This is a genomic window from Azospirillum ramasamyi, assembly GCF_003233655.1.
Lineage (GTDB): Bacteria > Pseudomonadota > Alphaproteobacteria > Azospirillales > Azospirillaceae > Azospirillum > Azospirillum ramasamyi.
In genome coordinates this window covers 843734-867304 of sequence record NZ_CP029830.1, presented here as the reverse complement: position 1 = coordinate 867304, position 23571 = coordinate 843734, and the positions used below count along the sequence as shown (strand labels likewise).

Genomic DNA, 23571 nt, shown 5'->3' with positions numbered 1-23571 from the left:
TTCAGGAGCATCAGGTCCATGTGCGGCATCATCGGCATCAACGGCATCCACGACGCGTCCCCCCGGCTGGTGGAAGGTCTGCGCCGGCTCGAATACCGCGGCTATGACAGCGCGGGTGTCGCCACCCTGGTGAACGGCCACATCGAGCGCCGCCGCGCCGAAGGCAAGCTGGTCAACCTGGACATGAAGCTGCGCGACCAGCCGCTGTCCGGCACGGTCGGCATCGGCCACACCCGCTGGGCGACCCATGGCGGCCCGACGGAGAACAATGCCCACCCCCACGCCACCAAGCGCGTCGCCGTCGTCCACAACGGCATCATCGAGAATTACCAGGAGCTGAAGGACGAGCTGACCGGCCACGGCTATGTCTTCGAAAGCGCCACCGACACCGAGGTGATCGTCCATCTCGTGACCTATTACCTGGACCAGCACGGCATGACGCCGGTCCAGGCGTCGGCCGCCGCCTTCAAGCGCTTCACCGGCGCCTTCGCCCTGGTGCTGATCTTCGCCGGCGAGCATGAACTGATGATCGGCGCCCGCCACGGCACGCCGCTGGCCGTCGGCTATGGCGACGGCGAGATGTATCTGGCGTCCGACGCCTTCGCGCTGGCGCCGCTGACCAACCGCATCTGCTATCTGGAGGACGGCGACTGGGTCGAGGTCAGCCGCACCGCCGCCATCGTCCACGACGCCTCCGACGCGGTGGTGGAACGGGCGGTGAAGACCACGGCGGTGTCCGGCGCCCTGATCGGCAAGGACGGCTACCGCCACTACATGCTCAAGGAAATCTACGAGCAGCCGCAGGTCATCGGCGACACGCTGAACGCCTACATCAACCCGGAAACCGGCACCTTCACTTTGCCGGACTTTCCCTTCGATCTGGCCGGCGCGTCCAAGCTGACCATCGTCGCCTGCGGCACCGCCTATTACGCCGGCTTCGTCGCCAAATACTGGTTCGAGACGCTGGCCCGCATCCCGGTCGAGGTCGACATCGCCTCGGAGTTCCGCTACCGCGAGGCCCCGCTGCCGCCGGGCGGCATCGCGCTGTTCATCTCGCAGTCGGGCGAGACGCTGGATACGCTGGAGGCTCTGCGTTACTGCAAGCGCCAGGGCCAGAAGATCCTGTCGATCGTGAACGCCCCGGAAAGCACCATCGCGCGGGAATCCGACGCCGTGCTCTACACCATGGCGGGGCCGGAGATCGGCGTCGCCTCGACCAAGGCCTTCACCACCCAGCTGACCACGCTGGCCTGCCTTGCCGTCACCGTCGGCCGCGCCCGCGGCGCCATCGACCAGGAGCGGATGCAGCAGATCGCCCACGCCCTGCGTGAAGTCCCCGCCCGCGCCGCCGACGTTCTGGCCCATGACGAGCGGCTGAAGGAACTGGCGCAGGAGGTGTCGGAGGCCCGCGACGTGCTGTATCTGGGCCGCGGCGCCATGTACCCGCTGGCCCTGGAAGGCGCGCTGAAGCTGAAGGAGATCAGCTACATCCATGCCGAGGGCTATGCCGCCGGCGAACTGAAGCACGGCCCTATCGCGCTGATCGACGACAATGTCCCGGTGATCGTCCTGGTCCCGTCCGACGCCCTGTTCGAGAAGGTGGTGTCGAACGTGCAGGAGGTCTGCGCGCGGTCCGGCAAGGTCCTGCTGCTGGCCGACAAGCGGGGCATCGATAAGCTGAAGGACAAGGTCCGCTGGTCCGTCGAACTCCCGGCCTGCGACCCGCTGGTTGCCCCGCTGCTGTACGCAATTCCGGTGCAGCTGCTGGCCTATCACACCGCGGTGCTGAAGGGGACGGATGTCGATCAGCCGCGCAATCTGGCGAAATCGGTGACTGTCGAATAGGGCAAAAGAAACGGAGCCTCTTGTTGTCGGCGGACGTGATAGCTTGCACCTGCCGGTCCGAACGGGGTTTCAGATAAAATACTTGCGCATGCTTGAGCTTTGCAGCGCCCCGGAAAAGCGTGTCCTCAGTTGAGGAAGCGCTTTTCCGGGGAGCGAGCATGGCTCGAAATCACTGCGATTTGGGCGAAGACAAGATCGCGCGCTTCCACAAGGTAAGGACTTGGTAGCGGGTGTGGAGCCGATTACGTGCCCCGGTTCGCCGTTCGTGATGTGACGTCGGGGGGATGCTCGCATCGGCCGCACGGCTTCAAGATTGGCCGCATCCATCACCTGCTGTCCGATATCGAGCGTGACTGCTCCCTGAGCTTGATGGGAGCGATCACCGCCTTATCGAGCGACGCGGACGTCGAACGCGTAAGCGTCGATGGAACGACTGTCCGGCACATCAGTTCCGCATCGTGGAACCGTTTCCACTCTTCATGAAACCGTTTTCCTGATGTCACGCGAATGCAACATGCCGCCGTCACTCTGCCCCGCGCCGGATCGGCCGGTGCTGAAGGGACGGGTGGTCGATGACGCGGGATGGGATGCGGTTCACGGACGGACGGACGCCGCGGGGCACCGCCCGCGGAGTGGAGCGCGTGGCGACGATCCGCGATGTGGCGGCGCGCGCCGGAGTGTCCATCGCCACCGTGTCGCGCGTCCTCAACGCCAGCGGCAACGCCACGCCGGAAACCATGGAGAAGGTCCGCGCCGCGGCGGCGGAGCTGTCCTTCCGGCCGAGCACCATCGGGCGCAGCCTGAAGGCGGCGCGCACGCGCACCGTCGGCGTGCTGGTGCCGTCGCTGACCAATCCCGTCTTCGCCGAGAGCGTCGCCGGCATTCAGGATGCCGCTGCCGAGGCAGGATACAGCGTGCTGATCGCCTCCACCGACTATGACCCGGCCAGGGAATCCCGCGCCATCGAAGGACTGCTGTCCAACCGGGTGGAAGGGCTGGTGCTGACCGTCGCCGATGCCGACCGCAGCGGCTCGCTCGACACGCTGGACGAGGTGCGGCTGCCCTATGTGCTGGCCTACAATCAGCCGGAACGGGCGCCGCGCGCCCATGTGTCGGTCGACAATGTCGCGGCCTCCCGCGCGGTGGTGGAACGGATGACGGCGCTTGGCCACCGGCGCATCGGCATGATCGCCGGACGCTTCCGCCAGTCCGACCGCTCACGGCGGCGCCATGCCGGCTGGCGGACGGCGCTGGCCGATGCCGGCTTGCCGCCGGGGCCGGTGGTGGAGGTCGATTACAACGACCTGCGGTTGGCCCACCGGCTGGCTCCCCATCTGGAGGGGCCGGAGCGGCCGACGGCGTTCTTCGCCTCCAACGACATGCTGGCGCTCGCCGCCATCCGGGCGCTGTGCGACCTCGGCCTGCGGGTGCCGGACGACGTGTCGGTCTGCGGCTTCGATGGAATCGAGGTCGGCCGGCTGATGTCGCCCAGCCTCGCCACCCTGGTGCAGCCGGCCCGCGCCTTGGGCGCCACCGCCTTCGAATACCTGCGCACCGGCATTTCCGACGACCTGCGGGGCCGTGCCGTGATGCTGCCCTTCACTCTGCGCCAGGGAGAATCGCTCGGCCCGGCGGCCGCTGCCTGACGGGATGCTCGTGCTTCTGACCGTCCCGCGCCTGCTGGGGGGCTGGCGGTGAGGTAGGGCGGCCTGACCTGGCGGGATTAAGGCAACCCATGTCAGGCCGGCCACGTCAGGCCGGAAGCCCCGCCGCCTTGCGCACCGCTTCCAGAACCGTCAGCACGTCGCGCGCCTGTTCCGCCGTCACCGGCGGCGGCGCGCCGTCGAGAATGGCGGCCGCCACGCCGCGGTAGAAGGCGGGATAGTCGCCGCGCAGGGTTTCCACCCGGCGTTCGGTCCCGTCGGCCTGGACCAGCAAGGCATGGTTCTCAGGTTCGTCCCGCCCCCAATCCACCCCGGTCGGCATCCTGCCGGCGCGCAACGCCGCCTCCTGCCCGTCCATGCCGTGCTTGAGGAAGCTGCCGCGGTCGCCATGCAGCTGGAAGCGCGGTCCCGGCCGGCAGACCACCGTCCCGCAATGCAGGATCGCCCGCATCGGGCCATAGCCCAGCACGATGTGGAACCAGTCGTCGACCTGCGCGTCCGGCCGCTGGGCGCCGACATCGGCGAGGATGCGGTCGGGCATGCCGAACAGGGTGAGCGCCTGATCGATCAGATGCGCCCCCAGATCGAACAGCACGCCCGATCCGGCCAGGGTCTGCTCCCGCCATCCCTGCTTGATCTGCGGCCGGAAGCGGTCGAAATGCGCCTCGTAGTGATAGGGACGGCCGATCTCGCCCTTCTCCAGGCAGGCGCGCAGCGTGAGGAAATCATTGTCCCAGCGGCGGTTCTGGAAGACGGTCAGCAGCCGGCCCTGCCGCTTGGCGAGGTCGATCAGCTCGCCGGCCTCCGCCGCGGTGGTCGCCATCGGCTTGTCGATCACCACATGCTTGCCGGCCAGCAGGGCCTCTCGGGCCAGCGGGGCGTGGCTGGTGTTGGGGGTGGCGATCACCACGAGGTCGATGCCGGGGTCGGCGATCACCGACTCGGCCGTCGTCGCCTTTGCCTCCGGCGCGGCGCGGCGGATGTCGTCGATGCGCGAACTGGCGACCGCCTTCAACCTCAGGCGCGGCTCGCTCAGGATCAGCGGCGCGTGGAACACCGACCCGGCAAGGCCGAATCCCAGCAGACCGACCGACAGGCTCCTCATCGGCTTCCCCTTCCTCGACGCTGGCAACCGGCACAGCAGATGGGAGGCCGATGGGGAGCGGCCAAGGGGAAGCAGCCGAGGAGGAGCAAGTCAAGGGGCGTTCCGCCGGGGCCGGGCGACACCACCCGGCCCCGTACGGTCCCGGCCTAGGGAGTGATCGCCACCTTCAGCACGCCGTCGCGCTGGTGGCCGAACAGGTCGTAGGCCTCCTCGATCCGGTCCAGCGTGAAGCGGTGGGTGACCAGCGGCTTCAGGTCCACCCGGCCGGAGGCGACGACCTCCAACAGCCGGCGCATCCGCTCCTTGCCGCCGGGGCAGAGCGAGGTGACGATGGTATGGTCGCCCAGCCCCGCCGCGAACGGTCCCAGCGGCAGGCGCAGGTCGCTTGAATAGACGCCCAGGCTGGACAGCGTTCCGCCCGGCCGCAGGACGCGCAGCGCCGCCTCGAAGGTCGCCTGGGTGCCCAGCGCCTCGATGGCGACATCGACGCCGCGGCCGTCGGTCAGCCGCATGATCTCCTCGACCGGATCGACCTCGCGGAAGTTGACCACGTGATCGGCGCCCATTCGCTTCGCCATCACCATCCGCGCCGGCACGGCGTCGACGGCGATGATGGAGGTGGCGCCCTTCAGCTTGGCCCCGGCGGTGGCACACAGCCCGATGGGCCCCTGGGCGAAGACCGCCACCGTGTCGCCGATGCGGATGTCGCCGCGCTCAGCCCCGGAGAAGCCGGTGGACATGATGTCGGGGCACATCAGCACCTCTTCGTCCGTCAGTTCGTCGGGGACGCGGGCGAGGTTGTTCATCGCGTCCGGCACCAGCAGATATTCGGCCTGGGCGCCGTCGATGGTGTTGCCGAAGCGCCAGCCGCCCAGCAACTTCAGACCATGGGCGGTGTCTGGGCCGTCCTGGGAGGGGCAGCCGCATTGGCAGGCGTTGCTGTGGCCGCTGGGGGTGATGGCCCCGGCGATCACCCGCTGCCCCTCGCGATAGCCGCTGACGGCGGAGCCAAGCTTCTCGATGATGCCGACCGGCTCATGCCCGATGGTCAGGCCGCGATTGACCGGGTACTCCCCCTTCAGGATGTGGATGTCGGTTCCGCAGATCGTCGTCGTGGTGATGCGGATCAGCGCGTCAAGCGGCCCGACATCGGGGATCGGTTTGTCGTCCAGCACGATGCGGCCCGGTTCGACGAACACTGCCGCTTTCATCATGACCATGGCGTTCTCCCGTTACGGTAGACGCCGGTTCCGAAGCTGTTTGGCGTGACCTTCGCAAACGGCCCGCGGCCGGCGATATGCTTCACACCGACCAGTCTAGCGCGGCCGGATGAGCGCCGCATTGACCCATGTTAATGGGCGGCGCGCGGGATCTGCATCGCTGCGCCGACGGCCATCTTGACGCCAGCTTGAGCTTGATTAGATTTCGCCCGCGCCGGGGTGCCGCCGCTGCGCCGCTGCCCACCGGATCCCGGCGCGCCCGAAGACCGTGTCCTGCATGTTGCTCCGCGGAGGATGTGTGAGATGCCGATGACCAGATATTTGCGCGCTCCCCCGGTTCGCCCGGCCTCGGCGTCCAAGTGAGACGGCCGTCAAGCTCAGCCGGGAAGACCCAAAGAAAAACTCGCACAGAGCATTAACCCGTGCCCGATATTTCGGACATGGGCAATCACCGCTTGAGATTTAAAAGAAATAGTGCTTGATTTTTTTCTTTAAAAATCCTCTTGACGACAAATATGCAGCGAGTAAATTCCCGCTTTGAAAGCACGGCCCATTCGGGCGTGCTTGAGAACCAAAGACATTCGCTTAGACTCAAGGAGTGTCACGCCATGAAGTTCAAACCGCTTCACGACCGCGTTCTGGTCCGCCGCGTCGAATCCGACACCAAGACGAAGGGCGGCATCATCATCCCCGACACCGCCAAGGAAAAGCCGCAGGAAGGCGAGGTCATCGCCGTCGGCGCGGGCGCGCGGGACGAGGCCGGCAAGCTGATGGCCCTCGACGTGAAGCCCGGCGACCGCGTGCTGTTCGGCAAATGGTCCGGCACCGAGGTGAAGATCGACGGCGAGGATTTCCTGATCATAAAGGAGAGCGACATCCTCGGCGTGATCGAGGGCGCCGCCGAACCCGCCGAGAAGACCGCCCGGAAAGCTGCGTAACAGGGGAGGAACAGGACCATGGCTGCGAAGGACGTGAAGTTCGGCTCCACCGCCCGCGACAAGATGCTGCGCGGCGTGGACATCCTGGCCGATGCCGTGAAGGTCACTCTCGGCCCGAAGGGCCGCAACGTGGTGATCGAGAAATCGTTCGGCGCCCCGCGCATCACCAAGGACGGCGTGTCGGTCGCCAAGGAAATCGAGCTGGCCGACAAGTTCGAGAACATGGGCGCGCAGATGCTGCGCGAGGTGGCGTCGAAGACCGCCGATCTGGCCGGTGACGGCACCACCACCGCCACCGTGCTGGCCCAGGCCATCGTCCGCGAGGGCGCCAAGTCGGTCGCCGCCGGCATCAACCCGATGGACCTCAAGCGCGGCATCGACATGGCGGTCGACGCCGTGGTGACCGAACTGAAGGCCCGCTCCAAGAAGGTGACCACCAACGAGGAAATCGCCCAGGTCGGCACCATCTCCGCCAACGGCGACCGCGAGATCGGCGACATGCTGGCCCGCGCGATGGAGAAGGTCGGCAACGAGGGCGTCATCACGGTCGAGGAGGCCAAGAGCCTGGAGACCGAGCTAGATGTCGTCGAAGGCATGCAGTTCGACCGCGGCTACACCTCGCCCTACTTCGTCACCAACGCCGAGAAGATGCAGGTGGAGCTGGATGATCCCTACATCCTGATCCACGACAAGAAGCTGTCCGGCATCCAGGCCATCGTCCCGGTGCTGGAGAAGGTGGTGCAGTCGGGCAAGCCGCTGCTGATCATCGCCGAGGAGGTGGAGGGCGAGGCGCTGGCGACCCTGGTGGTCAACCGCCTGCGCGGCGGTCTGAAGGTCGCGGCGGTGAAGGCCCCCGGCTTCGGCGACCGCCGCAAGGCCATGCTGGAGGACATCGCCATCCTCACCGGCGGCCAGGTGATCAGCGAGGATGTCGGCATCAAGCTGGACAGCGTCACCATCGACATGCTGGGCCGCGCCGGCAAGGTGGTCATCACCAAGGACAACACCACCATCGTCAACGGTGTCGGGTCGTCGGACGACATCAAGGCCCGCTGCACCCAGATCCGCCAGCAGATCGAGGAGACGACCTCCGACTACGACCGCGAGAAGCTGCAGGAGCGGCTGGCCAAGCTGGCCGGCGGCGTCGCGGTGATCCGCGTCGGCGGCGCCACCGAGGTCGAGGTGAAGGAGCGCAAGGACCGCGTCGACGACGCCATGCACGCCACCCGCGCGGCGGTCGAGGAAGGCATTCTGCCGGGCGGCGGCGTGGCGCTCGCCCGTGCGGTCGCGGTGCTGGAGTCCGTCAAGCCGGCCAACGACGACCAGCGCGTCGGCGTGGAGATCGTGCGCCGGGCGCTGAGCGCGCCGGTCCGCCAGATCGCCGCCAATGCCGGGGTCGACGGCTCGATCATCGTCGGCAAGCTGCACGACAGCAAGGAGTACAGCGTCGGTTACGACGCGGCCAAGGGCGAATGGTGCGATCTGGTGAAGACCGGCATCATCGACCCGGCCAAGGTGGTGCGCACCGCGCTGCAGGACGCGGCCTCCGTCGCCGGCCTGCTGATCACCACCGAGGCGATGGTCGCCCAGCTGCCGGAGAAGAAGCCCGCGGTTCCGGCGCCCGGCGCCGATATGGACTTCTGATCCCGGATTTCCGATCCTGGAGTTCCAATCAGGGCCGTTTTCCACAGGCCTCCCAGCCGAACGGTTTCGGACTGGATGTTCCCTGGACGGGGTCGCGCCACACCGGCGCGGCCCCATTTTTTCATTCGCTCGCCCTCAAACGGCGGGCGCGGCCGTCCGGCCGCTTGCCTTCGCAGGCATGGGCCTGCGGGGCCGCAGTCGCGGCCCTTGCCGCCGAGCATAAGTCAGAACTTGCGCTCGGCGGTATCAGTGGACGAACGGCTTGCCCGCTTCCGGCAGGGGAAAGCGCAGGGTTGCCTTCACCCCCTCCTTCGGCTGCGGCCGGATCTCCAGGCTGCCGCGCAGCTGCTGGGCCAGTTGCTGCATGATCTTGCCGCCCAGCCCGGTCCCTTGCGGCTTGTCGGATAAGATACCGACGCCGTTGTCGCAGACGCGCAGCACGCAGTCCCTCCCCTCCCTGCGGAAGCTGAGGTCGATCCGGCCGGTGCGGCCGTCGGGAAAGGCGTATTTCAATGCATTGGTGATCAGCTCGTTGGCGATGGTGCCGACCGCGATGGCGACGCCCATGTCCAGCACGACATCCTCCACCTCGGCATTGACCGCCACCGGCCGCACCCCGACCACGCCGAGCTGGAGCTCCTCCACCAGGCTTTCCAGGAACTCCTTGGAATTGACGACGGTGACGCCCTCGACACGGCGGAGGCGGACATAGACCCGGGCCAACACACCGATGCGCTCTATGGTGCCGCTGACGATCTCCTGCGGATTTCCCGAGCGGTGGGCGGCCAGCATCAGTTGGGCGCAGATCTGCTGCAGATCGTTGCGGATCCGATGGTGGATCTCGTGCAGCATCAGCTCCTTTTCCTCGTTGACCGCCGACAGCTGCTCCCCGGATTGGCGGAGCTGCTCGTTTGCCCGGTGCAGGGCGTCCGCGACCACGGCGATGCCGAATCCCAACGCCATATAGATGAGGAAGGCCAGCCGGTCGCCCGGATCCATGATCCACAGCAAGCCCTCCGGCTTCATGAAGAACCAGGCCGAGCACACTCCCGACAGGATCACGGCCAAAAGCCCCGATACGCGGTCGAACAGAATTGAAACCAGGAAGATGGTGGGAATGAAGACGAGAAACGGATATTTGAAAAGGAGCGGATCGAGCATGTGGCGCACCAGCGCCGTCAGACCGACCAGCGCAATTGTAATTCCGTAACGTGCCCAGGCGGAACGCGGCAAGCTCGACGACAGTTGATGCAGGACTTTTTCCATACCATGCGCACGGTTCACGACGACAGGACTCCGAACAGCAGGACGGAAGCCATAACAGCTGAACTCTGAATACGGTCAGCGCCGGCTTACGGATTGCGGAGGACGCCCGGAAACTGCGGTTCGCGGGCCGACCGAAAGGGATCTTTCGGCGAGCGGATCTTTCGGCGAACGGATCTTGGCCGCCCCGCCGCCACCCCCATCTGATAGGCCCAACCGCTCACCGGAGGATCTTGATGCGCAGCACCCTGACCCTGTCGGCCGCCCTTCTCGCCGCCTTTGCAGCCACGCCCTCCCTGGCCCAGTCGGGCGCCGGGCCGGTGGTAAAAACCGTCCAGACCAGCGCCGGCCCTGTGGCGGTCAGCCGGTTCGCCGACGGGCTGGAACGGCCTTGGGGCATCGACTTCCTGCCGGACGGCCGGGCGCTGGTGACGGAAAAGCCGGGAAGGCTGCGCATCATGGCGCCGGACGGCTCGCTCTCCGCCCCGCTTGCCGGCACGCCAAAGGTCTTGGTCCTGGGCCAGGGCGGTCTGATGGACGTGGCGGTCGATCCGCAATTCGCGCAGAACCGCACCATCTATCTCGCCTATGCCGAGCCCGGCGACAACGGCTTATCGGGAACCGCTCTCGGGCGCGGCATTCTGACCGACGGCGGGATCGAGGATTTCCAGGTGATCTTCCGCCAGTCGCCCAAGACGGATGGCGGCCATCATTACGGCACCCGCATCGTCTTCTCGCCGGACGGCCACATCTTCCTGACGCTGGGCGAGCGCAACAAGATGACCCCGGCACAGGACCGCAATGCCACGCTGGGCAAGGTGGTGCGCCTGAACCGCGACGGCTCGCTGCCCAAGGACAACCCCTTCGCCGCCGAAGGCAAGGTGGCCGGCACCGTCTGGTCCTACGGCCACCGCAACATCGAGGCGGCGGCCATCGACCCGCGCACCGGCTCGCTGTGGATCGCGGAGATGGGACCGGCGGGCGGCGACGAGCTGAACCGGCCGGAGGCCGGCAAGAATTACGGCTGGCCGCTGGTCAGCTGGGGCAATCACTATGACGGCCGCGACATCCCCGATCCGCCGACCCGCAAGGAGTTCACCGATGCGGTCATCCACTGGACGCCGGTGATCTCGCCGTCCGGCATGGCCTTCTACCAGGGCGACCTGTTCCCCAACTGGCAGGGCAGCGCCCTGATCGGCGGACTGAGCGCCAGGGGCCTTGTGCGGGTCGCCATCGACGGCACCACCGCGAAGGAGGTGGAGCGCATTCCGCTCGACGCGCGCATCCGCGATGTGGCACAGGGTCCGGACGGCGCCCTCTACGTCATCACCGATGCTTCCGACGGCGCGGTCCTGCGGCTGGCGCCCGCGAAATAGCCTTCGACGGATGGGGGCGCGATGGACAGGGGCCGATGAGGATCCGCGATTACCGACCGTCAGACGCCCCTGTGCTGGCGCAGATCTACGCCCGTTCCGTCCGCGGCATCGGCCCGCGCTTCTACACTCCCGAGCAGGTGGAGGCCTGGGCGGCGTCCGCGCCGACGGTGGCGCGGGTGCGGCAGGCCTATGGCGACGGGCGCATCGCCCTGGTCGCGGTGGACGACGACGACCGGCCGGTTGGTTTCAGCGACGTGGAGCCGGACGGCCACATCAACTTCCTCTACTGCGCCCCGGAGGCGGCGGGACGGGGCGTGATGTCGGCGCTTGTCGACCTGCTGGAGCAGCGCGCCGCGGCCTTGGGCTATCGCCGCCTGCATGTGGAGGCGAGCGAGGCCGCCCGCCCCTTCCTCCTGCGCCGCGGCTTCACCCTGCTGGCCCGCCGCGAGCTGCGGATCGGCGGCGTGCCGATCCACAACTATGCGATGGAGAAGCGGTTGGGAACGGGCGGAGAATAGGGGGCGACGATGCGAGCACCGGCTCCCCCCAAAACACCCGTCTTTACCGTTCGATTTCCTTGTTCCAGCGCTGGTTCCATTCCGGGCGCTTCTCGTTGATGACGTCCCAGTCCACCGGTATGGCGGTCTTCATGTAGCCCTGGAACCTGTTCATGTCTTCGGCAACGTCGGCCGGCGGCTTGACCGTGGTGTTGGACGGGATCTGCGCGCCGTACTGCAGGGCGGCCAGCTGCGCTTCCGGGCTCAGCAGATAGGCGGCAAGCTTCTGCGCGGCCTCGTTGTCGGGGTTCTTGGCGACGACGCATTGGCCGACCATCAGGACGACCGAGCCTTCCTTGGGCTGGACATACTCCACCGGGATGCCCTTGGCCTTCAGCGTGCCGACGCCGGTCGGGGTCAGCGGGAAGATGGCCGCCTCGTTGGTCTGCACCATCTCCGCGATCTTGGCGGAGCTGGGGATGTATTCCAGCACGTTCGGGCCGATGGTCTTGCGCCAGGTGGTGAAGCCCGGATCGACGTTGGTCTCGCTGCCGCCCTTGATGCGGTTGTACATCAGGAAGGCGTGCAGGCCGAAGGAGCTGCTGGCGGCGGACTGGACGACGATCTTGCCCTTGTACTTGGCGTCGGCCAGATCCATCCAGCTGGTCGGCGGCGCCCAGCCATTCGCCTCGAACATCGCCTTGTTATAGGCGAGGCCGGTCATGCCCATGTTGACGCCGACCGCCATGTCGCCCTTCAGGCGGGCCGACGGATAGACCTGGTCCAGCACCGGCGACGGTTCCATCTTCTGGCACAGGCCCATGCCGATGGCGCGGTACATCAGCCCGTCGTCCAGGAAGACGACGTGCATCTGCGGATTGTCCTTCTGCGCCTGCAGCTTGGCGAGGATGTCCGACGAGGTGCCGGGGACGACCACCACCTTGATGCCGGTCGCCTTCTCGAAGGCGGGGAAGACATGCTCGGTGTAGGTCTTCTCCATCGTGCCGCCGTTCATGCCGATATAGACCGTCTTGGTCTGGGCGGCGGCGGGAGTCGACAGCGCGGCGGCGGCGGTGATGGCAACCGTGGCGAGACCGGTGAGCGACAGGGAACGCAAGGTGGGCATGCACGTCCTCCAATGGGCCAAAGGGGAGAGGTTTTAGGCGGTCTGTTTGGATGCTAAGGGCGGAAAACGGTCGATGCGGAAAGCCTCCAGCGGCATCGGAGTCTCGCCGGTGGCGACCAGTTCGGCCAGGGTCTGGCCGACGCCGGGGCCGATCTGGAAACCGGCGCCGGAGAAGCCGAAGGCGTGGAACAGGCCGGGCGTGGTGCGGCTGGGGCCGATGATCGGATTGCGGTCGGGCGTGTAGCCCTCCACCCCGGTCCAGCAGCGGATGACGTGGGCGTGGCGCAGCTGCGGGAACAGCTCCGCCGCGTCGCGCATCAGCGTCAGCACGGCGTCGCGCTGCGGCCGGGCGCGGTCGGCGTCCAGCGCGAAACCACGCCCGCCGCCGACCACCATGTTGCCGCGCGGCACCTGCCGGCCATAGACGCCGCCGCCCTCCACCCCGATGTTGACGTCGAGGAAGCGGGGCAGCGGCTCCGTCACCGCCATGTTGGGATGGAGCGATTCCAGCGGCACCGGCTCGCCGAAGGCTTCCGCCACCCGCCAGGACCAGGCGCCGGCGGTGTTCAGCAGGAAGCGGGAGTGGACCTCCAGCTTATCACCGCTCAGCAGGACGAAGCGGTCGCCGTCTTTCTCCACCCGGTCGACCGGCGTCTGTTCACGCACCGCCGCGCCCGCCGCCGCGGCGGCGCGGGCGAAGGCGGGGGAGACCAGGCGCGGGTTGGCGTGGCCGTCCTCCGGGCAGAGCGACCCGCCGATGGCCCGGTCGCCCAGCGCCGGCCAGCGCCGGCGGAACTCCTCGCCCTGGATGATCTCCAGCCCCAGGCCGAAGCCCTGGCTGCGCTCGCGATAGGCGATCAGCGCATCGAGGTCGGCCTCGCTGCGCGCCAGCTTCAGATGGCCGGAGCGGATGTATTCGGCGTCGGTGCCCAGCAGTTCCGGCAGGCGGCCCCAGACGGCATGGGCGCGCTGGGACAGCGGCAGCTGCTCCAGCGGGCGGCCCTGCCGGCGCACGCCGCCGAAATTGACGCCGCTCGCCTTGGCGCCGCACCAGTCGCGCTCCAGCAGCGTCACCGACAGGCTGGCCTGGCGCAGGAACAGCGCCGCCGACCCGCCGACGATCCCGCCGCCGACGACGGCGACGTCACACTCGATACGCTCCCGCATCACGCGACCTCCCGCCGCTCGACGCCCGTCGCGATGGGCAGCGGCTTGATCGGCGGCTGCGCCCGCAGGCGCCCCACCCCGTCGGGGCCGGTGCCGAGGGTGCGGGACAGCAGCTCCGCCGCGGTGGCGCCGCACATGCGGCCCTGGCAGCGGCCCATGCCGGCGCGGGTCAGCGCCTTGGCCCGGTTCATCTCGCGGGCCTGCCCGCTGCGGGCGACCTCGCGCACCGCCCCGGCGGTCACGCCTTCGCAGCGGCAGATCATGGTGTCGTCGGCGATGGCGTCCGCCCAATCCGCCGGAAAGGGAAAGGCCGCCGACAGGCTGCGGCGGAAGGCGGCGATGCGGCCAAGCCGGCTGTCCAGCTCCCTGACCCGCGCGCCGTCCACCGGCCGGCCGAGATCCTCCAGCAGGGCCAGCGCCGCGCGCTCCCCCGCCAGCTCCGCCGCATCGGCGCCGGCGATGCCGCTGCCGTCGCCGGCCAGATAGACGCCGGGAACCGAGCTGCGCCCAGCCCCGTCGCGCTCGGGCAACCACGCCCGGTCGGCCTCGTCGAAGCGGAACCGGCAGCCGGCAAGGTCGGCCAACTGCGTCTCCGACCGCAGGCCGAGCCCGAAGGCGACGGCGTCGCAGGGCGTCCGCCGCTCCTGCCCCCGCGCATCGCGCCAGACCAGCGCCTCGACCCGTTCCGCACCTTCGGCGCGCCGCGGGCGGATACCGTTGTGGATCGGCACGCCATGGGCGCGCAGCCAGCCGACATACAGCAGCCCCTTCGCCAGCGTCGCCGGATCGCGCAGCATGCCGGCGGTGGCGCGGGCCTGGACGGCGAAGGGCGTGGTGTCGAACACCCCCGCCACCTCGACACCGGCCTTCAGATACTGGTAGGCGACCAGATAGAGCAGCGGCCCGGTGCCGAGGAAGGCGACCCGCCGGCCGACGGCGCAGCCCTGGAACTTCAGCGCCACCTGCGACCCGCCCAGCGTGAAGACGCCGGGCAGCGTCCAGCCGGGGAAGGGAAGCACGCGGTCGGTGGCTCCCGTCGCCAGGATCAGCCGGCTGTAGGGCAGAGTCTCGCTCGCCCCGTCGCACAGCAGGTCGAGCGCCCCGGCCTCGCAGTTCCACACCAGCGTGCGCGGACGGTAATCGACGCGGTCGCGGATCGCGGCCATGGCGCGGTGGACCGCATCGGCCTTCCCCGCCTCGAAGCCGTAGAGAGCCGTCTTCGGCCGGGTGAAGCCGCCATCGGGCGGTTGGCGGTAGATCTGCCCGCCCCAGCGCGCCGCCTCGTCCACCACCACCGGGCGCAGACCGGCGGCGACCAGCCGTTCCGCCGCGCGGATGCCGGCCGGACCGGCGCCGACGATGACGGGGGGAAGATTCCCGCTCACGACGCCCACTCCCCGTCGCTCAGCAGGCGCATGCCTTCGGCGATGAAGGTGCCGCAGGCGCGCAGCCGCTCGCCCTCCTCCGTCCGCACCCAGCAATCCTGGCAGGCGCCCATCAGGCAGAATCCGGCGCGCGGGCTGTCGGCGAACTCCGTCCGGCGCAGCCGCTCCCCGTTGGTGAGCATGGCGGTCATGACGGTGTCGCCCTCCAGCGCCTCCGCCGGGCGCCCGTCGAGGGTGAAGCGGACCACGCGCCGGCCCTGTTCGGCCACACGCTGCAGCAAAGCCATGATGAATGGTCTCCGAGGAGAGGAGGGCCGGCGCGACGTTCAGCGCTGGCCGACCAGGATGCGGTCCAATCCATAGACGCGGTCGAGCAGGAGCACGGCGACCGCGGTGATGCCGATGATCAGAGCCGACACCGCCGCCATCATCGGGTCGATGGATTCGGTGGCGTACATGTACATCCGCACCGGCAGCGTCACCGTGGACGGCGAGGTGATGAAGATGGACATGGTCAGCTCGTCGAAGCTGTTGATGAAGGCGATCAGCCAGCCGCCGGTGACGCCGGGCAGGATCATCGGCAGGGTGACGCGGCGGAACACGGTCGCCTCGCTGGCGCCCAGCGAGAAGGCGGCCTGCTCCACGCTGCGGTCGAAGCCGGAGATGGCGGCGATCAGCAGGCGCATCACATAGGGCGTGACGATGACGATGTGGGCGGCCACCAGCCAGCCGAAGCTGCCGGTGGCGCCGATGACGGCGAACAGACGCAGCATGGCGACGCCCAGCACCAGATGCGGGATGATCAGCGGCGACAGGAACAGCGCGTTGAGGAAGCCGCGGCCGGGAAACTCCCAGCGCGTGATGGCGAGGGAGGCCGGCACCGCCAGCACCACCGCCAGCGTCGCCGCCAGGAAGGCCAGCCACAGGCTGTTCCAGAAGGACTGGACGAAGTCGGGATGGCGGAACACCGCCTCGAACCAGCGCAGCGAGAACCCGCTGGTCGGCAGGGACAGCGTGTTCTCGGGCGTGAAGGCGACGAGGCAGACGATCGCCAGCGGCGCCAGCATGAAGATGACAACTGCCGTGTGGAAGATCAGGGCGACGGGTCCGTTGCGGGTCATGGCGTCCTCACCCCAGCCGGCGGCGGTAATGGCCTTCCACCACGCGGTGGTAGGTCAGCATGATGATCAGGTTCGCGGCCAGCAGGATCACGGCGACCGCCGCCCCCATCGGCCAGTTCAGGTCGCTGAGATACTGGTCGTAGACCACCGTCGCGACCATCTTCAGACGCCGCCCGCCGAGCAGGCCGGGAATGGCGAAGGCGCTGGCGCTGAGGCCGAAGACGATCAGGCTTCCCGACAGGATGCCGGGCAGGATCTGCGGCGCCACCACCCGGACGATGGCCGTCCCGCGCGAGGCGCCGAAGGACAGCGCCGCCTGCTCCACCGCCGGATCCAGCTTCTGCAGGGAGGTCCAGACCGGGATGACCATGAAGGGCAGCATGACGTGGACCAGCGCCACGACCACCGTGCCTTCGGTGTAGAGCAGCTTCATCCTGCCGATGCCGAGCGCGATCAGCGCCCCGTTCACCGGCCCTTCCGGCCCCAGCAGCATGCTCCAGCCGAAGGCGCGCACCACGACCGAAACGAGCAGCGGCGCCAGGATCACCAGCAGGAAGACCGAGCGCCAGGGATTGCCCATGCGGCTGAGGATGTAGGCCTCCGGCACGCCGATCACCACGCAGATGGCGGTCGCCAGCGCCGAGATGCGGAAGGTGCGGAAGAAGATCTCCAGGTAATACTCGTCGGTCAGCACCGACAGGTAATGCTCGACCGTGAAGCCGCCGGTGCGCCCGGTCGCATAGTCGAACTGGTTGAAGGACAGCAGCGCCGTCAGGAACAGCGGCGTCAGCACCAGCGCCAGGAACAGCAGCGCCGCCGGCGCCGACAGGATCAGCGGGGCGGAGCGCACGCGGCGTTCCGGCGCCTCGTCGTCCACGGCGGCCGGTGTGGCGGGCGCGCTGTCGGGAAGGGTGGCGCTCATCACACCACCTCGAGAGCCACGTCGGGCGCTTCCGCCATGGCGCCGCGATGGACGCGGACCACGGACGGCGCCCATTCCAGCCCGACCGGCGCGCCCTGATCGGCGGGGGCGGAGCCGTCGTTCGGCGTCACCACCATCACCGTGCCGAGCGGCCCGTCGATGTGATAGAGCCACTGGCTGCCCAGGAAGAAGCGGTCGGCGACCCGGCCGGCCAGCAACCCGGCGGACGGCGCGGTCAGCCGCAGCTTTTCCGGCCGGATGCACAGCGTCACCGTCTCGCCCACCGAAAGGCCGGGCGTTTCCACCGGCACGGCGATGCCGGCCAGCGACACCGAGGCGCCGGCATCGGTGACGGCGGCGACCTTGCCCGGCAGCAGGTTGGTCTTGCCGACGAAGCGGGAGATGAACTCCGTCTCCGGGTGCTCGTAGATGCGGTAGGGCTGGTCGATCTGGGTGATGCGCCCGGACTCCATCACCACGACGCGGTCGCTGATGGAGAAGGCCTCCGCCTGGTCGTGGGTGACCATGACGGTGGTGGTGCCGACCTTGCGCTGGATTTCGCGCAGCTCGAACTGCATCGCCTCGCGCAGCTTGGCGTCCAGGTTCGACAGCGGCTCGTCCAGCAGCAGGACCGGCGGGCGGATCACCAGCGCGCGGGCCAGCGCCACGCGCTGCCGCTGCCCGCCCGAAAGCTCGCGCGGATAGCGCTTGGCGTAGGGGGAGAGGTGGACCAGCGACAGCGCCTCTTCCACCCGCGGCTTGCGCTCGCCCTTGGGCACGCGCTGCATCTCCAGTCCGAAGCTGACGTTGTCGAACACGGTCATGTGCGGGAACAGCGCGTAGCTCTGGAACACGATGCCCAGCCCGCGGCTGTTCGCCTTGGCCCGCGTGATGTCGCGTCCGTCCAGCCAGATGGTGCCGGCCGACGGCTCGACGAAACCGGCGATCATCTGCAGGGTCGTGGTCTTGCCGCAGCCGGACGGGCCGAGCAGAGAGACGAACTCCCCCTTTTCCACCGAAAGCGACACGTCGCCGACCGCGGTCAGCGGGCCGTAACGCTTGGTGATGTTTTTCAATTCGAGGAACGACACGGGGGAATTCTCCCTCTTGCTGACCGGGCCTCTGCGTCTCGGGGCCTTACCTGTATGACCCGATGGTTCAGCCTGAGGCGTGACTGCGTCAATCCGGTTTTTCCGTCAGAAGAAAAGATTTTGTAAAAGTTTCCGGTATACGGAATAGATTGTGCGACAAACATTCATTGATTTTCACACGGAGCCGGAAGATGAGCGCCGACCCCCGCGGCAAGCCGAGCGAGAGTGCGGGCAGCGACGAAACGGGAGCGAAATCCAGCCTGCAGCGTGGGCTGGCGATCCTGCGCCTGCTGGCCTCGTCGAACGAGACGGGGGCGCGGCTGACCGACATCGCCCGCGCGCTCGACCTCACGCCGCCGACCGTCCACCGCCTGCTGAAGATCCTGGTGGAGGAAGGGATGGTGGAGCCGGACCGCGCGACCAAGCGCTACCGCCTGGGCATCGACCTCTTCGGTCTGGCGGCGCAGGCAGGCAATCCCAACAACCTGCGCGACATCTGCCGGCCGATCCTGCTGCGGCTGTCGGCGACGCTGCGCGACACCATCTTCCTGCTGGTGCGCAGCGGCTTCGACGCGGTGTGCCTGGACCGCAGCGAAGGGCCGTTTCCGATCCGCTCCTTCACCGGCGACATCGGCGGCCGGGTGACGCTGGGCGTCGGCCAGGGCAGCCTCGCCATCATGGCCTTCCTCCATGCGGAAGAGCGGGAGGAGGTGATCCGCTTCAATCTGCCGCGCATGCAGGGCGTGGGCATCATCGACGAGGTCTATTTGCGGACGGAAATCGCCCGCGTCCGGGATCTGGGCTATGCCAGCCGCTCCACCGGCCTGCTGCCGGGCATGTCCGGCGTAGCCGTCCCGGTGCTGGACCGCGACGGCTACGCCGTGGCCGCGCTCAGCGTCGGCACCATCAGCGAGCGGCTGAACGAGGAACGGCTGCCGGTGGTGGTCGATATCCTGAAGCGCGAATCGGCCGCGATCAGTCGCCAGCTGAACCCCTTCGACCCTGTGCTGCGCCGCCCCGCCGCGGTGCTGGGCAGCGGATCGGCCAACGGCTCGGCGTAACCGCGGAAGCGAGGGCGCGATGAAGGGCGTCAGGAAGTCCGACCTCCCAACCAAGATCTGCCCGGTCTGCAACCGCCCTTTCACCTGGCGGAAAAAATGGGAGCGGGTATGGGACCAGGTGAAATACTGCTCCGACCGCTGCCGGGGGGAGGCACGCAAGGGCGCGGGGCGGAGGGATGGCCCCTCATGACGCATGGTCGTCGACGCACGGGCGGCGCCGCCGGGATCCTGACCAAATCGTCAGGAAACATTGCCCGTTTTTCAATCACATGCCCGCGTTCTGACCAATGAAGTCACTGTGGATGCAAGGCGACCGGCGGAATCGGCCGATGGCATTTTCGTTGCATTTGGATGCGCAGCCTGCAAGGTCCCATGGATTTGCGGGGGCATTCCCGAGTATTCATACTTTCGGCGGAGCTGCCGCCTTGCGGCCAACGATACGCGCCTAACGATATACAGCGACGAAGGGGACTTACGATGTCGGTTCGGGGGATGGGGAAACTGGGCATGGGTGCAATCGGAATGACCCGCCGCGCGGTGCTCTGCGGCGTCGCCGCGGTCGCCTTCGCGGCGGCGGCCGGCGGCTCCCTGCCGGCATTCGCGCAAAGCAAGCTGAAGGTCGCCGGCGTCTACACCGTTCCGATCGAGCAGCAGTGGGTCAGCCGCATCCACGTCGCGCTGAAGGCCGCCGCCGACCGCGGCGACATCGAGTATGTCTGGGCCGAATCGGTCGCCAACACCGACTATGAGCGCGTGATGCGCCAGTATGCCGAAGCCGGCCAGCAGCTGGTCTTCGGCGAGGTGTTCGGGGTGGAGCGCGCCGCCCGCGCCGTCGCCAAGGACTATCCGAAGACCGCCTTCGTCATGGGTTCCAGCTTCAAGCCGCAGGAGCCGAACTTCTCGGTCTTCGACAACTACATCCAGGAGCCGGCCTATCTGTCCGGCATGATCGCCGGCGGCATGACCAAGTCGAACATGATCGGCCTGGTCGGCGGCTATCCGATCCCCGAGGTCAACCGCCTGATGAACGCCTTCATGGAAGGCGCCAAGGAGGTCAACCCGCAGGTCAAGTTCTCCGTCACCTTCATCGGCTCCTGGTTCGACCCGCCGAAGGCCAAGGAAGCCGCCTTCGCCATGATCGACCGCGGCGCCGACGTGATGTACGCCGAGCGCTTCGGCGTGTCGGACGCCGCCAAGGAGCGCAAGGTTCTGGCCATCGGCAACGTCATCGACACCCAGCCGCAGTATCCCGACACCGTCGTCGCCAGCGCCCTGTGGCACATGGAGCCGTCGGTGGAGCGCGCCATCGCCGCGGTGAAGGCCGGCACCTACAAGGCCGAGGATTACGGCCCCTACAGCATGATGGCCCACAAGGGTTCCAGCCTCGCCCCGCTCGGCACATTCGAAGCGAAGGTGCCCGACGACATCAAGGCGAAGGTCAAGGAGCGCGAGCAGCAGATCCTCGACGGCAAGTTCACCGTGAGGGTCAACGACGCCGAGCCGAAGTCGACGATGTGACGCCCGGCGCATTCCCGATGTCATCACCCGTGAAAGGCGGGCCGGAGGTCGTCCTCCGGCTCGCCGGCATTTCCAAGCGGTTCGGCCCGCTGCTCGCCAACGACGACATCTCGCTGACGCTCCGCGCCGGCGAGGTGCTGGCCCTGTTGGGCGAGAACGGCGCCGGCAAGACCACCCTGATGAACATCCTTTTCGGCCACTACGTCGCCGACGAGGGCAGCATCGAGGCGTTCGGCCGCCCCCTGCCGCCGGGCTCGCCCCGCGCGGCGCTGGAGGCCGGCATCGGCATGGTCCACCAGCATTTCACCCTGGCGGACAACCTGTCGGTTCTGGACAACATCGCGGTCGGGACCGAATCGCTGTGGCGCTGGCGCTCCGACCGGGGCGCCGCCCGCCGCCGGCTGCTCGACCTGTCGCAACGCTTCGGGCTGGAGGTGCGGCCGGACGCGCTGGTCGGCGACCTGTCGGTCGGCGAGCGTCAGCGGGCGGAGATCCTGAAGGCGCTCTACCGCGACGCCCGCATCCTGATCCTGGACGAGCCGACCGCGGTGCTGACGCCGCAGGAATCGGCCGGGCTGTTCGACACGCTGCGCCGGCTGACCGCCGACGGGCTGGCCGTCGTCTTCATCAGCCACAAGATGAACGAGGTGTTCGCCGCCAGCGATACCGTCGCCGTGCTGCGCGCCGGGAAGCTGGTCGCCACCCACCCCACCGCCTCCACCGACCGCGCCAAACTGGCCGAGCTGATGGTCGGCCGCAGCGTCAAGCCGCCGGCCCCCGCCCCGCTCAGCCCCGGCGAGCCGGTGCTGGAGCTGGCGGGCGTCACCGTCGCTTCCGGCCATGGCCGCCCGCTGCTGGACGGCGTCGACCTGACGGTGCGGCGCCATCAGGTGGTCGGCATCGCCGGGGTGTCCGGCAACGGTCAGACCGCGCTGGCCGAACTGGTCAGCGGCCTGATCCGCCCCGACACCGGCCGGCTCTCGCTGAAGGGCGGCGTGGTGGAGCATGCCAGCCCGGCCGACATGGTGCGGCGCGGCGTCGCCCGCATCCCGGAGGACCGGCACAGCGCCGGCCTCGTCGGCGCCATGGCGGTGTGGGAGAACCTGATCGCCGAACGCTACCACGACCCCGCCTTTTCCCGGTTCGGCGTGCTGCGGCGCGGTGCCGCGCGCAGCTATGCCCGCAAGGTGATCGAGGAGTTCGACGTCCGCTGCCCCGGCCCCGACGCCCGCACGCAGCTGCTGTCGGGCGGCAACATGCAGAAGCTGATCCTGGGCCGCACGCTGGCCCATGGGCCGGACCTGATCCTGGCGAGCCAGCCGACGCGCGGGCTCGACATCGGTGCGGTGTCCTACGTCCACGGCCGGCTGCTCGACGCCCGCGCCGCCGGGGCCGGCGTCCTGCTGATCTCCGAGGATCTGGACGAAATCCTGGCGCTGGCCGATTGCGTCACCGTCGCCTATCACGGGCGGCTCACCCCGCTTCTGCCGCATGACCGGGTGTCGGTCAGCCAGCTCGGCCTGCTGATGGCCGGGCACTGGGACATCCTGCGCGACATTCTGCCGGAGACAGTCGATGCGGCTTGAACCGCGCACCGATACCCCGCTCGCCCTGCGGCTGCTGGCGCCGGTGGGCGCCGTGGTTGCGGCGCTGGCGCTCTGCGCCCTGCTGGTCGCCTGGACCGGCGCGCCGGTTCTGCAAGCCTATGGCCTGCTGTTCGAAGGAGCGGTCGGCTCCCGCTTCGCATTGACCGAGACGCTGACCCGCGCCACGCCGCTGATCCTGACCGGCCTCGCCGCCGCCGTCGCCTTCCGCGCCAAGCTGTGGAACATCGGGGCGGAGGGACAGCTCTACATGGGCGCCCTGGCCGCCGTGGTGGTCGGCGGCGGCATGCTCGATCTGCCGGCCTGGGCGCTGATCCCGGTGGTCATGATCGCCGGCATGGCGGCGGGCGGCGTCACGCTGCTCGGCCCCGCCGTCCTCAAGGTCCGCTTCGGCGTGGACGAGGTGGTGACGACCCTGCTGCTGAACTTCGTCGTTCTGCTGCTGGTGTCGATACTGCTGGAAGGCGCCTTGAAGGATCCGATGGGCATGGGCTGGCCGCAATCGGCGCCGATCGCCGAGGCGGCGGAACTGCCCAAGCTGGTGGAGCGAACCCGCCTGCATGCCGGGCTGGCCATCGCGCTCGGCCTGTCGGTTCTGCTGTGGCTGGTCGATACCCGGACCATCTGGGGCTACGAGAACCGGGCGGTCGGCGCCAACCCGCGCGCCGCCGCCTTCGCAGGAATGCCGGTGACGCGGATCATGCTGCGCACCGCCCTGCTGTCGGGCGGCCTCGCCGGTCTCGCCGGCGTGGCGGAGGTCTGCGGCCTGAAGGGCTATCTGACGCTCGACCTGTCGCCGGGCTTCGGCTACAGCGGCATCGTCGTCGCCATGCTGGCGCAGCTGCATCCCATCGGCGTGGTGGGTGCGGCGCTGTTCATCGCCGGCATCTTCGTCGGCGCCGACGCCATGAGCCGCGCCATGCCGGTTCCCAACTACATCGCCGACGTCCTGGTCGCCGCCAGCCTGCTGTGCATGCTGGTCGCCGGGCTGCTGGCGCGCTACCGGCTGCGGCGGGGGTAAGGG

General features: G+C 68.4%; 21 protein-coding genes. 11 read left to right on the top strand and 10 right to left on the bottom strand.

Going from position 1 to position 23571, the window contains the following annotated elements; translation table 11 throughout:
• Nucleotides 1-18 precede the first annotated feature (18 nt).
• On the top strand, nucleotides 19-1845 hold the full coding sequence (gene glmS, locus DM194_RS16365; RefSeq protein ID WP_111068595.1) for a glutamine--fructose-6-phosphate transaminase (isomerizing): 1827 nt from the start codon (nucleotides 19-21) through the stop codon (nucleotides 1843-1845).
• A gap of 641 nt (nucleotides 1846-2486) precedes the next feature.
• Nucleotides 2487-3491 carry a LacI family DNA-binding transcriptional regulator gene (locus DM194_RS16360; RefSeq protein WP_246024360.1) on the top strand — a complete coding sequence of 335 codons (1005 nt, stop codon included), beginning with the start codon at nucleotides 2487-2489 and terminating at the stop codon, nucleotides 3489-3491.
• A 106-nt stretch (nucleotides 3492-3597) separates the two neighbouring features.
• On the opposite strand, the gene DM194_RS16355 is transcribed toward DM194_RS16360, so the two are convergent.
• On the bottom strand, nucleotides 3598-4614 hold the full coding sequence (locus DM194_RS16355) for an oxidoreductase (RefSeq protein WP_111068593.1): 1017 nt from the start codon (nucleotides 4612-4614) through the stop codon (nucleotides 3598-3600).
• Between the two features lie 146 nt (nucleotides 4615-4760).
• Nucleotides 4761-5834, bottom strand: coding sequence for an NAD(P)-dependent alcohol dehydrogenase (locus DM194_RS16350; protein ID WP_111068592.1), 1074 nt, complete (start codon nucleotides 5832-5834; stop codon nucleotides 4761-4763).
• 608 nt (nucleotides 5835-6442) lie between these two features.
• Between DM194_RS16350 and groES the strand changes: the two genes are divergently transcribed.
• Both groES and groL read left to right on the top strand, forming a co-directional pair.
• Nucleotides 6443-6772, top strand: a complete 330-nt coding sequence (gene groES, locus DM194_RS16345; RefSeq protein WP_111068591.1) for a co-chaperone GroES — start codon at nucleotides 6443-6445, stop codon at nucleotides 6770-6772.
• Between the two features lie 18 nt (nucleotides 6773-6790).
• Complete coding sequence (gene groL, locus DM194_RS16340) at nucleotides 6791-8416, top strand: chaperonin GroEL (protein ID WP_111068590.1); 1626 nt, start codon at nucleotides 6791-6793, stop codon at nucleotides 8414-8416.
• A 246-nt stretch (nucleotides 8417-8662) separates the two neighbouring features.
• Here the strand turns inward: groL and DM194_RS16335 are convergent, their stop codons facing one another.
• Nucleotides 8663-9649: a sensor histidine kinase gene (locus DM194_RS16335; RefSeq protein ID WP_162630089.1), complete on the bottom strand. Its 987-nt coding sequence runs from the start codon at nucleotides 9647-9649 to the stop codon at nucleotides 8663-8665.
• A gap of 266 nt (nucleotides 9650-9915) precedes the next feature.
• Between DM194_RS16335 and DM194_RS16330 the strand changes: the two genes are divergently transcribed.
• Both DM194_RS16330 and DM194_RS16325 read left to right on the top strand, forming a co-directional pair.
• Nucleotides 9916-11055 (top strand): PQQ-dependent sugar dehydrogenase, encoded by a 1140-nt coding sequence (locus DM194_RS16330; protein WP_111068588.1) that lies wholly within the window; start codon nucleotides 9916-9918, stop codon nucleotides 11053-11055.
• 35 nt (nucleotides 11056-11090) lie between these two features.
• Complete coding sequence (locus tag DM194_RS16325) at nucleotides 11091-11573, top strand: GNAT family N-acetyltransferase (protein WP_111068587.1); 483 nt, start codon at nucleotides 11091-11093, stop codon at nucleotides 11571-11573.
• Nucleotides 11574-11616: 43 nt separating this feature from the next.
• Here DM194_RS16325 and DM194_RS16320 read toward each other — a convergent pair whose 3' ends face one another.
• Genes DM194_RS16320 through DM194_RS16290 form a run of 7 tightly spaced genes read right to left on the bottom strand, consistent with a single transcriptional unit; the run spans nucleotide 11617 to nucleotide 18364 of the window.
• Nucleotides 11617-12678, bottom strand: coding sequence for an ABC transporter substrate-binding protein (locus DM194_RS16320; protein ID WP_111068586.1), 1062 nt, complete (start codon nucleotides 12676-12678; stop codon nucleotides 11617-11619).
• A 33-nt stretch (nucleotides 12679-12711) separates the two neighbouring features.
• The gene (locus DM194_RS16315) at nucleotides 12712-13845 is read right to left on the bottom strand and encodes an NAD(P)/FAD-dependent oxidoreductase (protein ID WP_111068585.1); all 1134 of its coding nucleotides are present in this window, start codon (nucleotides 13843-13845) and stop codon (nucleotides 12712-12714) included.
• Nucleotides 13845-15230: an FAD/NAD(P)-dependent oxidoreductase gene (locus DM194_RS16310; protein WP_111068719.1), complete on the bottom strand. Its 1386-nt coding sequence runs from the start codon at nucleotides 15228-15230 to the stop codon at nucleotides 13845-13847. The genes DM194_RS16315 and DM194_RS16310 overlap by 1 nt, the downstream gene beginning before the upstream one ends.
• Nucleotides 15227-15517 (bottom strand): (2Fe-2S)-binding protein, encoded by a 291-nt coding sequence (locus tag DM194_RS16305; RefSeq protein ID WP_111068584.1) that lies wholly within the window; start codon nucleotides 15515-15517, stop codon nucleotides 15227-15229. The genes DM194_RS16310 and DM194_RS16305 overlap by 4 nt, the downstream gene beginning before the upstream one ends.
• Nucleotides 15518-15556: 39 nt before the next feature.
• Nucleotides 15557-16351 (bottom strand): ABC transporter permease, encoded by a 795-nt coding sequence (locus DM194_RS16300; protein WP_111068583.1) that lies wholly within the window; start codon nucleotides 16349-16351, stop codon nucleotides 15557-15559.
• A 7-nt stretch (nucleotides 16352-16358) separates the two neighbouring features.
• Entirely contained in the window at nucleotides 16359-17273 is a 915-nt protein-coding gene (locus tag DM194_RS16295) for an ABC transporter permease (protein ID WP_111068582.1), read from the bottom strand.
• Complete coding sequence (locus DM194_RS16290) at nucleotides 17273-18364, bottom strand: ABC transporter ATP-binding protein (RefSeq protein ID WP_111068581.1); 1092 nt, start codon at nucleotides 18362-18364, stop codon at nucleotides 17273-17275. Before DM194_RS16290 ends, DM194_RS16295 begins: the two co-directional genes overlap by 1 nt.
• Nucleotides 18365-18555: 191 nt before the next feature.
• Between DM194_RS16290 and DM194_RS16285 the strand changes: the two genes are divergently transcribed.
• The 5 genes from DM194_RS16285 to DM194_RS16265 all read left to right on the top strand — a co-directional run bounded on the left by DM194_RS16285 (nucleotide 18556) and on the right by DM194_RS16265 (nucleotide 23568).
• The gene (locus DM194_RS16285; protein WP_111068580.1) at nucleotides 18556-19425 is read left to right on the top strand and encodes an IclR family transcriptional regulator; all 870 of its coding nucleotides are present in this window, start codon (nucleotides 18556-18558) and stop codon (nucleotides 19423-19425) included.
• 19 nt (nucleotides 19426-19444) lie between these two features.
• A complete protein-coding gene (locus DM194_RS16280; protein ID WP_111068579.1) occupies nucleotides 19445-19615 on the top strand; it encodes a DUF2256 domain-containing protein in 171 nt (56 codons plus the stop codon).
• A 332-nt stretch (nucleotides 19616-19947) separates the two neighbouring features.
• Nucleotides 19948-20943 carry a BMP family protein gene (locus DM194_RS16275; RefSeq protein WP_111068578.1) on the top strand — a complete coding sequence of 332 codons (996 nt, stop codon included), beginning with the start codon at nucleotides 19948-19950 and terminating at the stop codon, nucleotides 20941-20943.
• A gap of 17 nt (nucleotides 20944-20960) precedes the next feature.
• The gene (locus DM194_RS16270; protein WP_111068577.1) at nucleotides 20961-22529 is read left to right on the top strand and encodes an ABC transporter ATP-binding protein; all 1569 of its coding nucleotides are present in this window, start codon (nucleotides 20961-20963) and stop codon (nucleotides 22527-22529) included.
• Nucleotides 22519-23568 carry an ABC transporter permease gene (locus tag DM194_RS16265; RefSeq protein ID WP_111068576.1) on the top strand — a complete coding sequence of 350 codons (1050 nt, stop codon included), beginning with the start codon at nucleotides 22519-22521 and terminating at the stop codon, nucleotides 23566-23568. The genes DM194_RS16270 and DM194_RS16265 overlap by 11 nt, the downstream gene beginning before the upstream one ends.
• Nucleotides 23569-23571 lie beyond the last annotated feature (3 nt).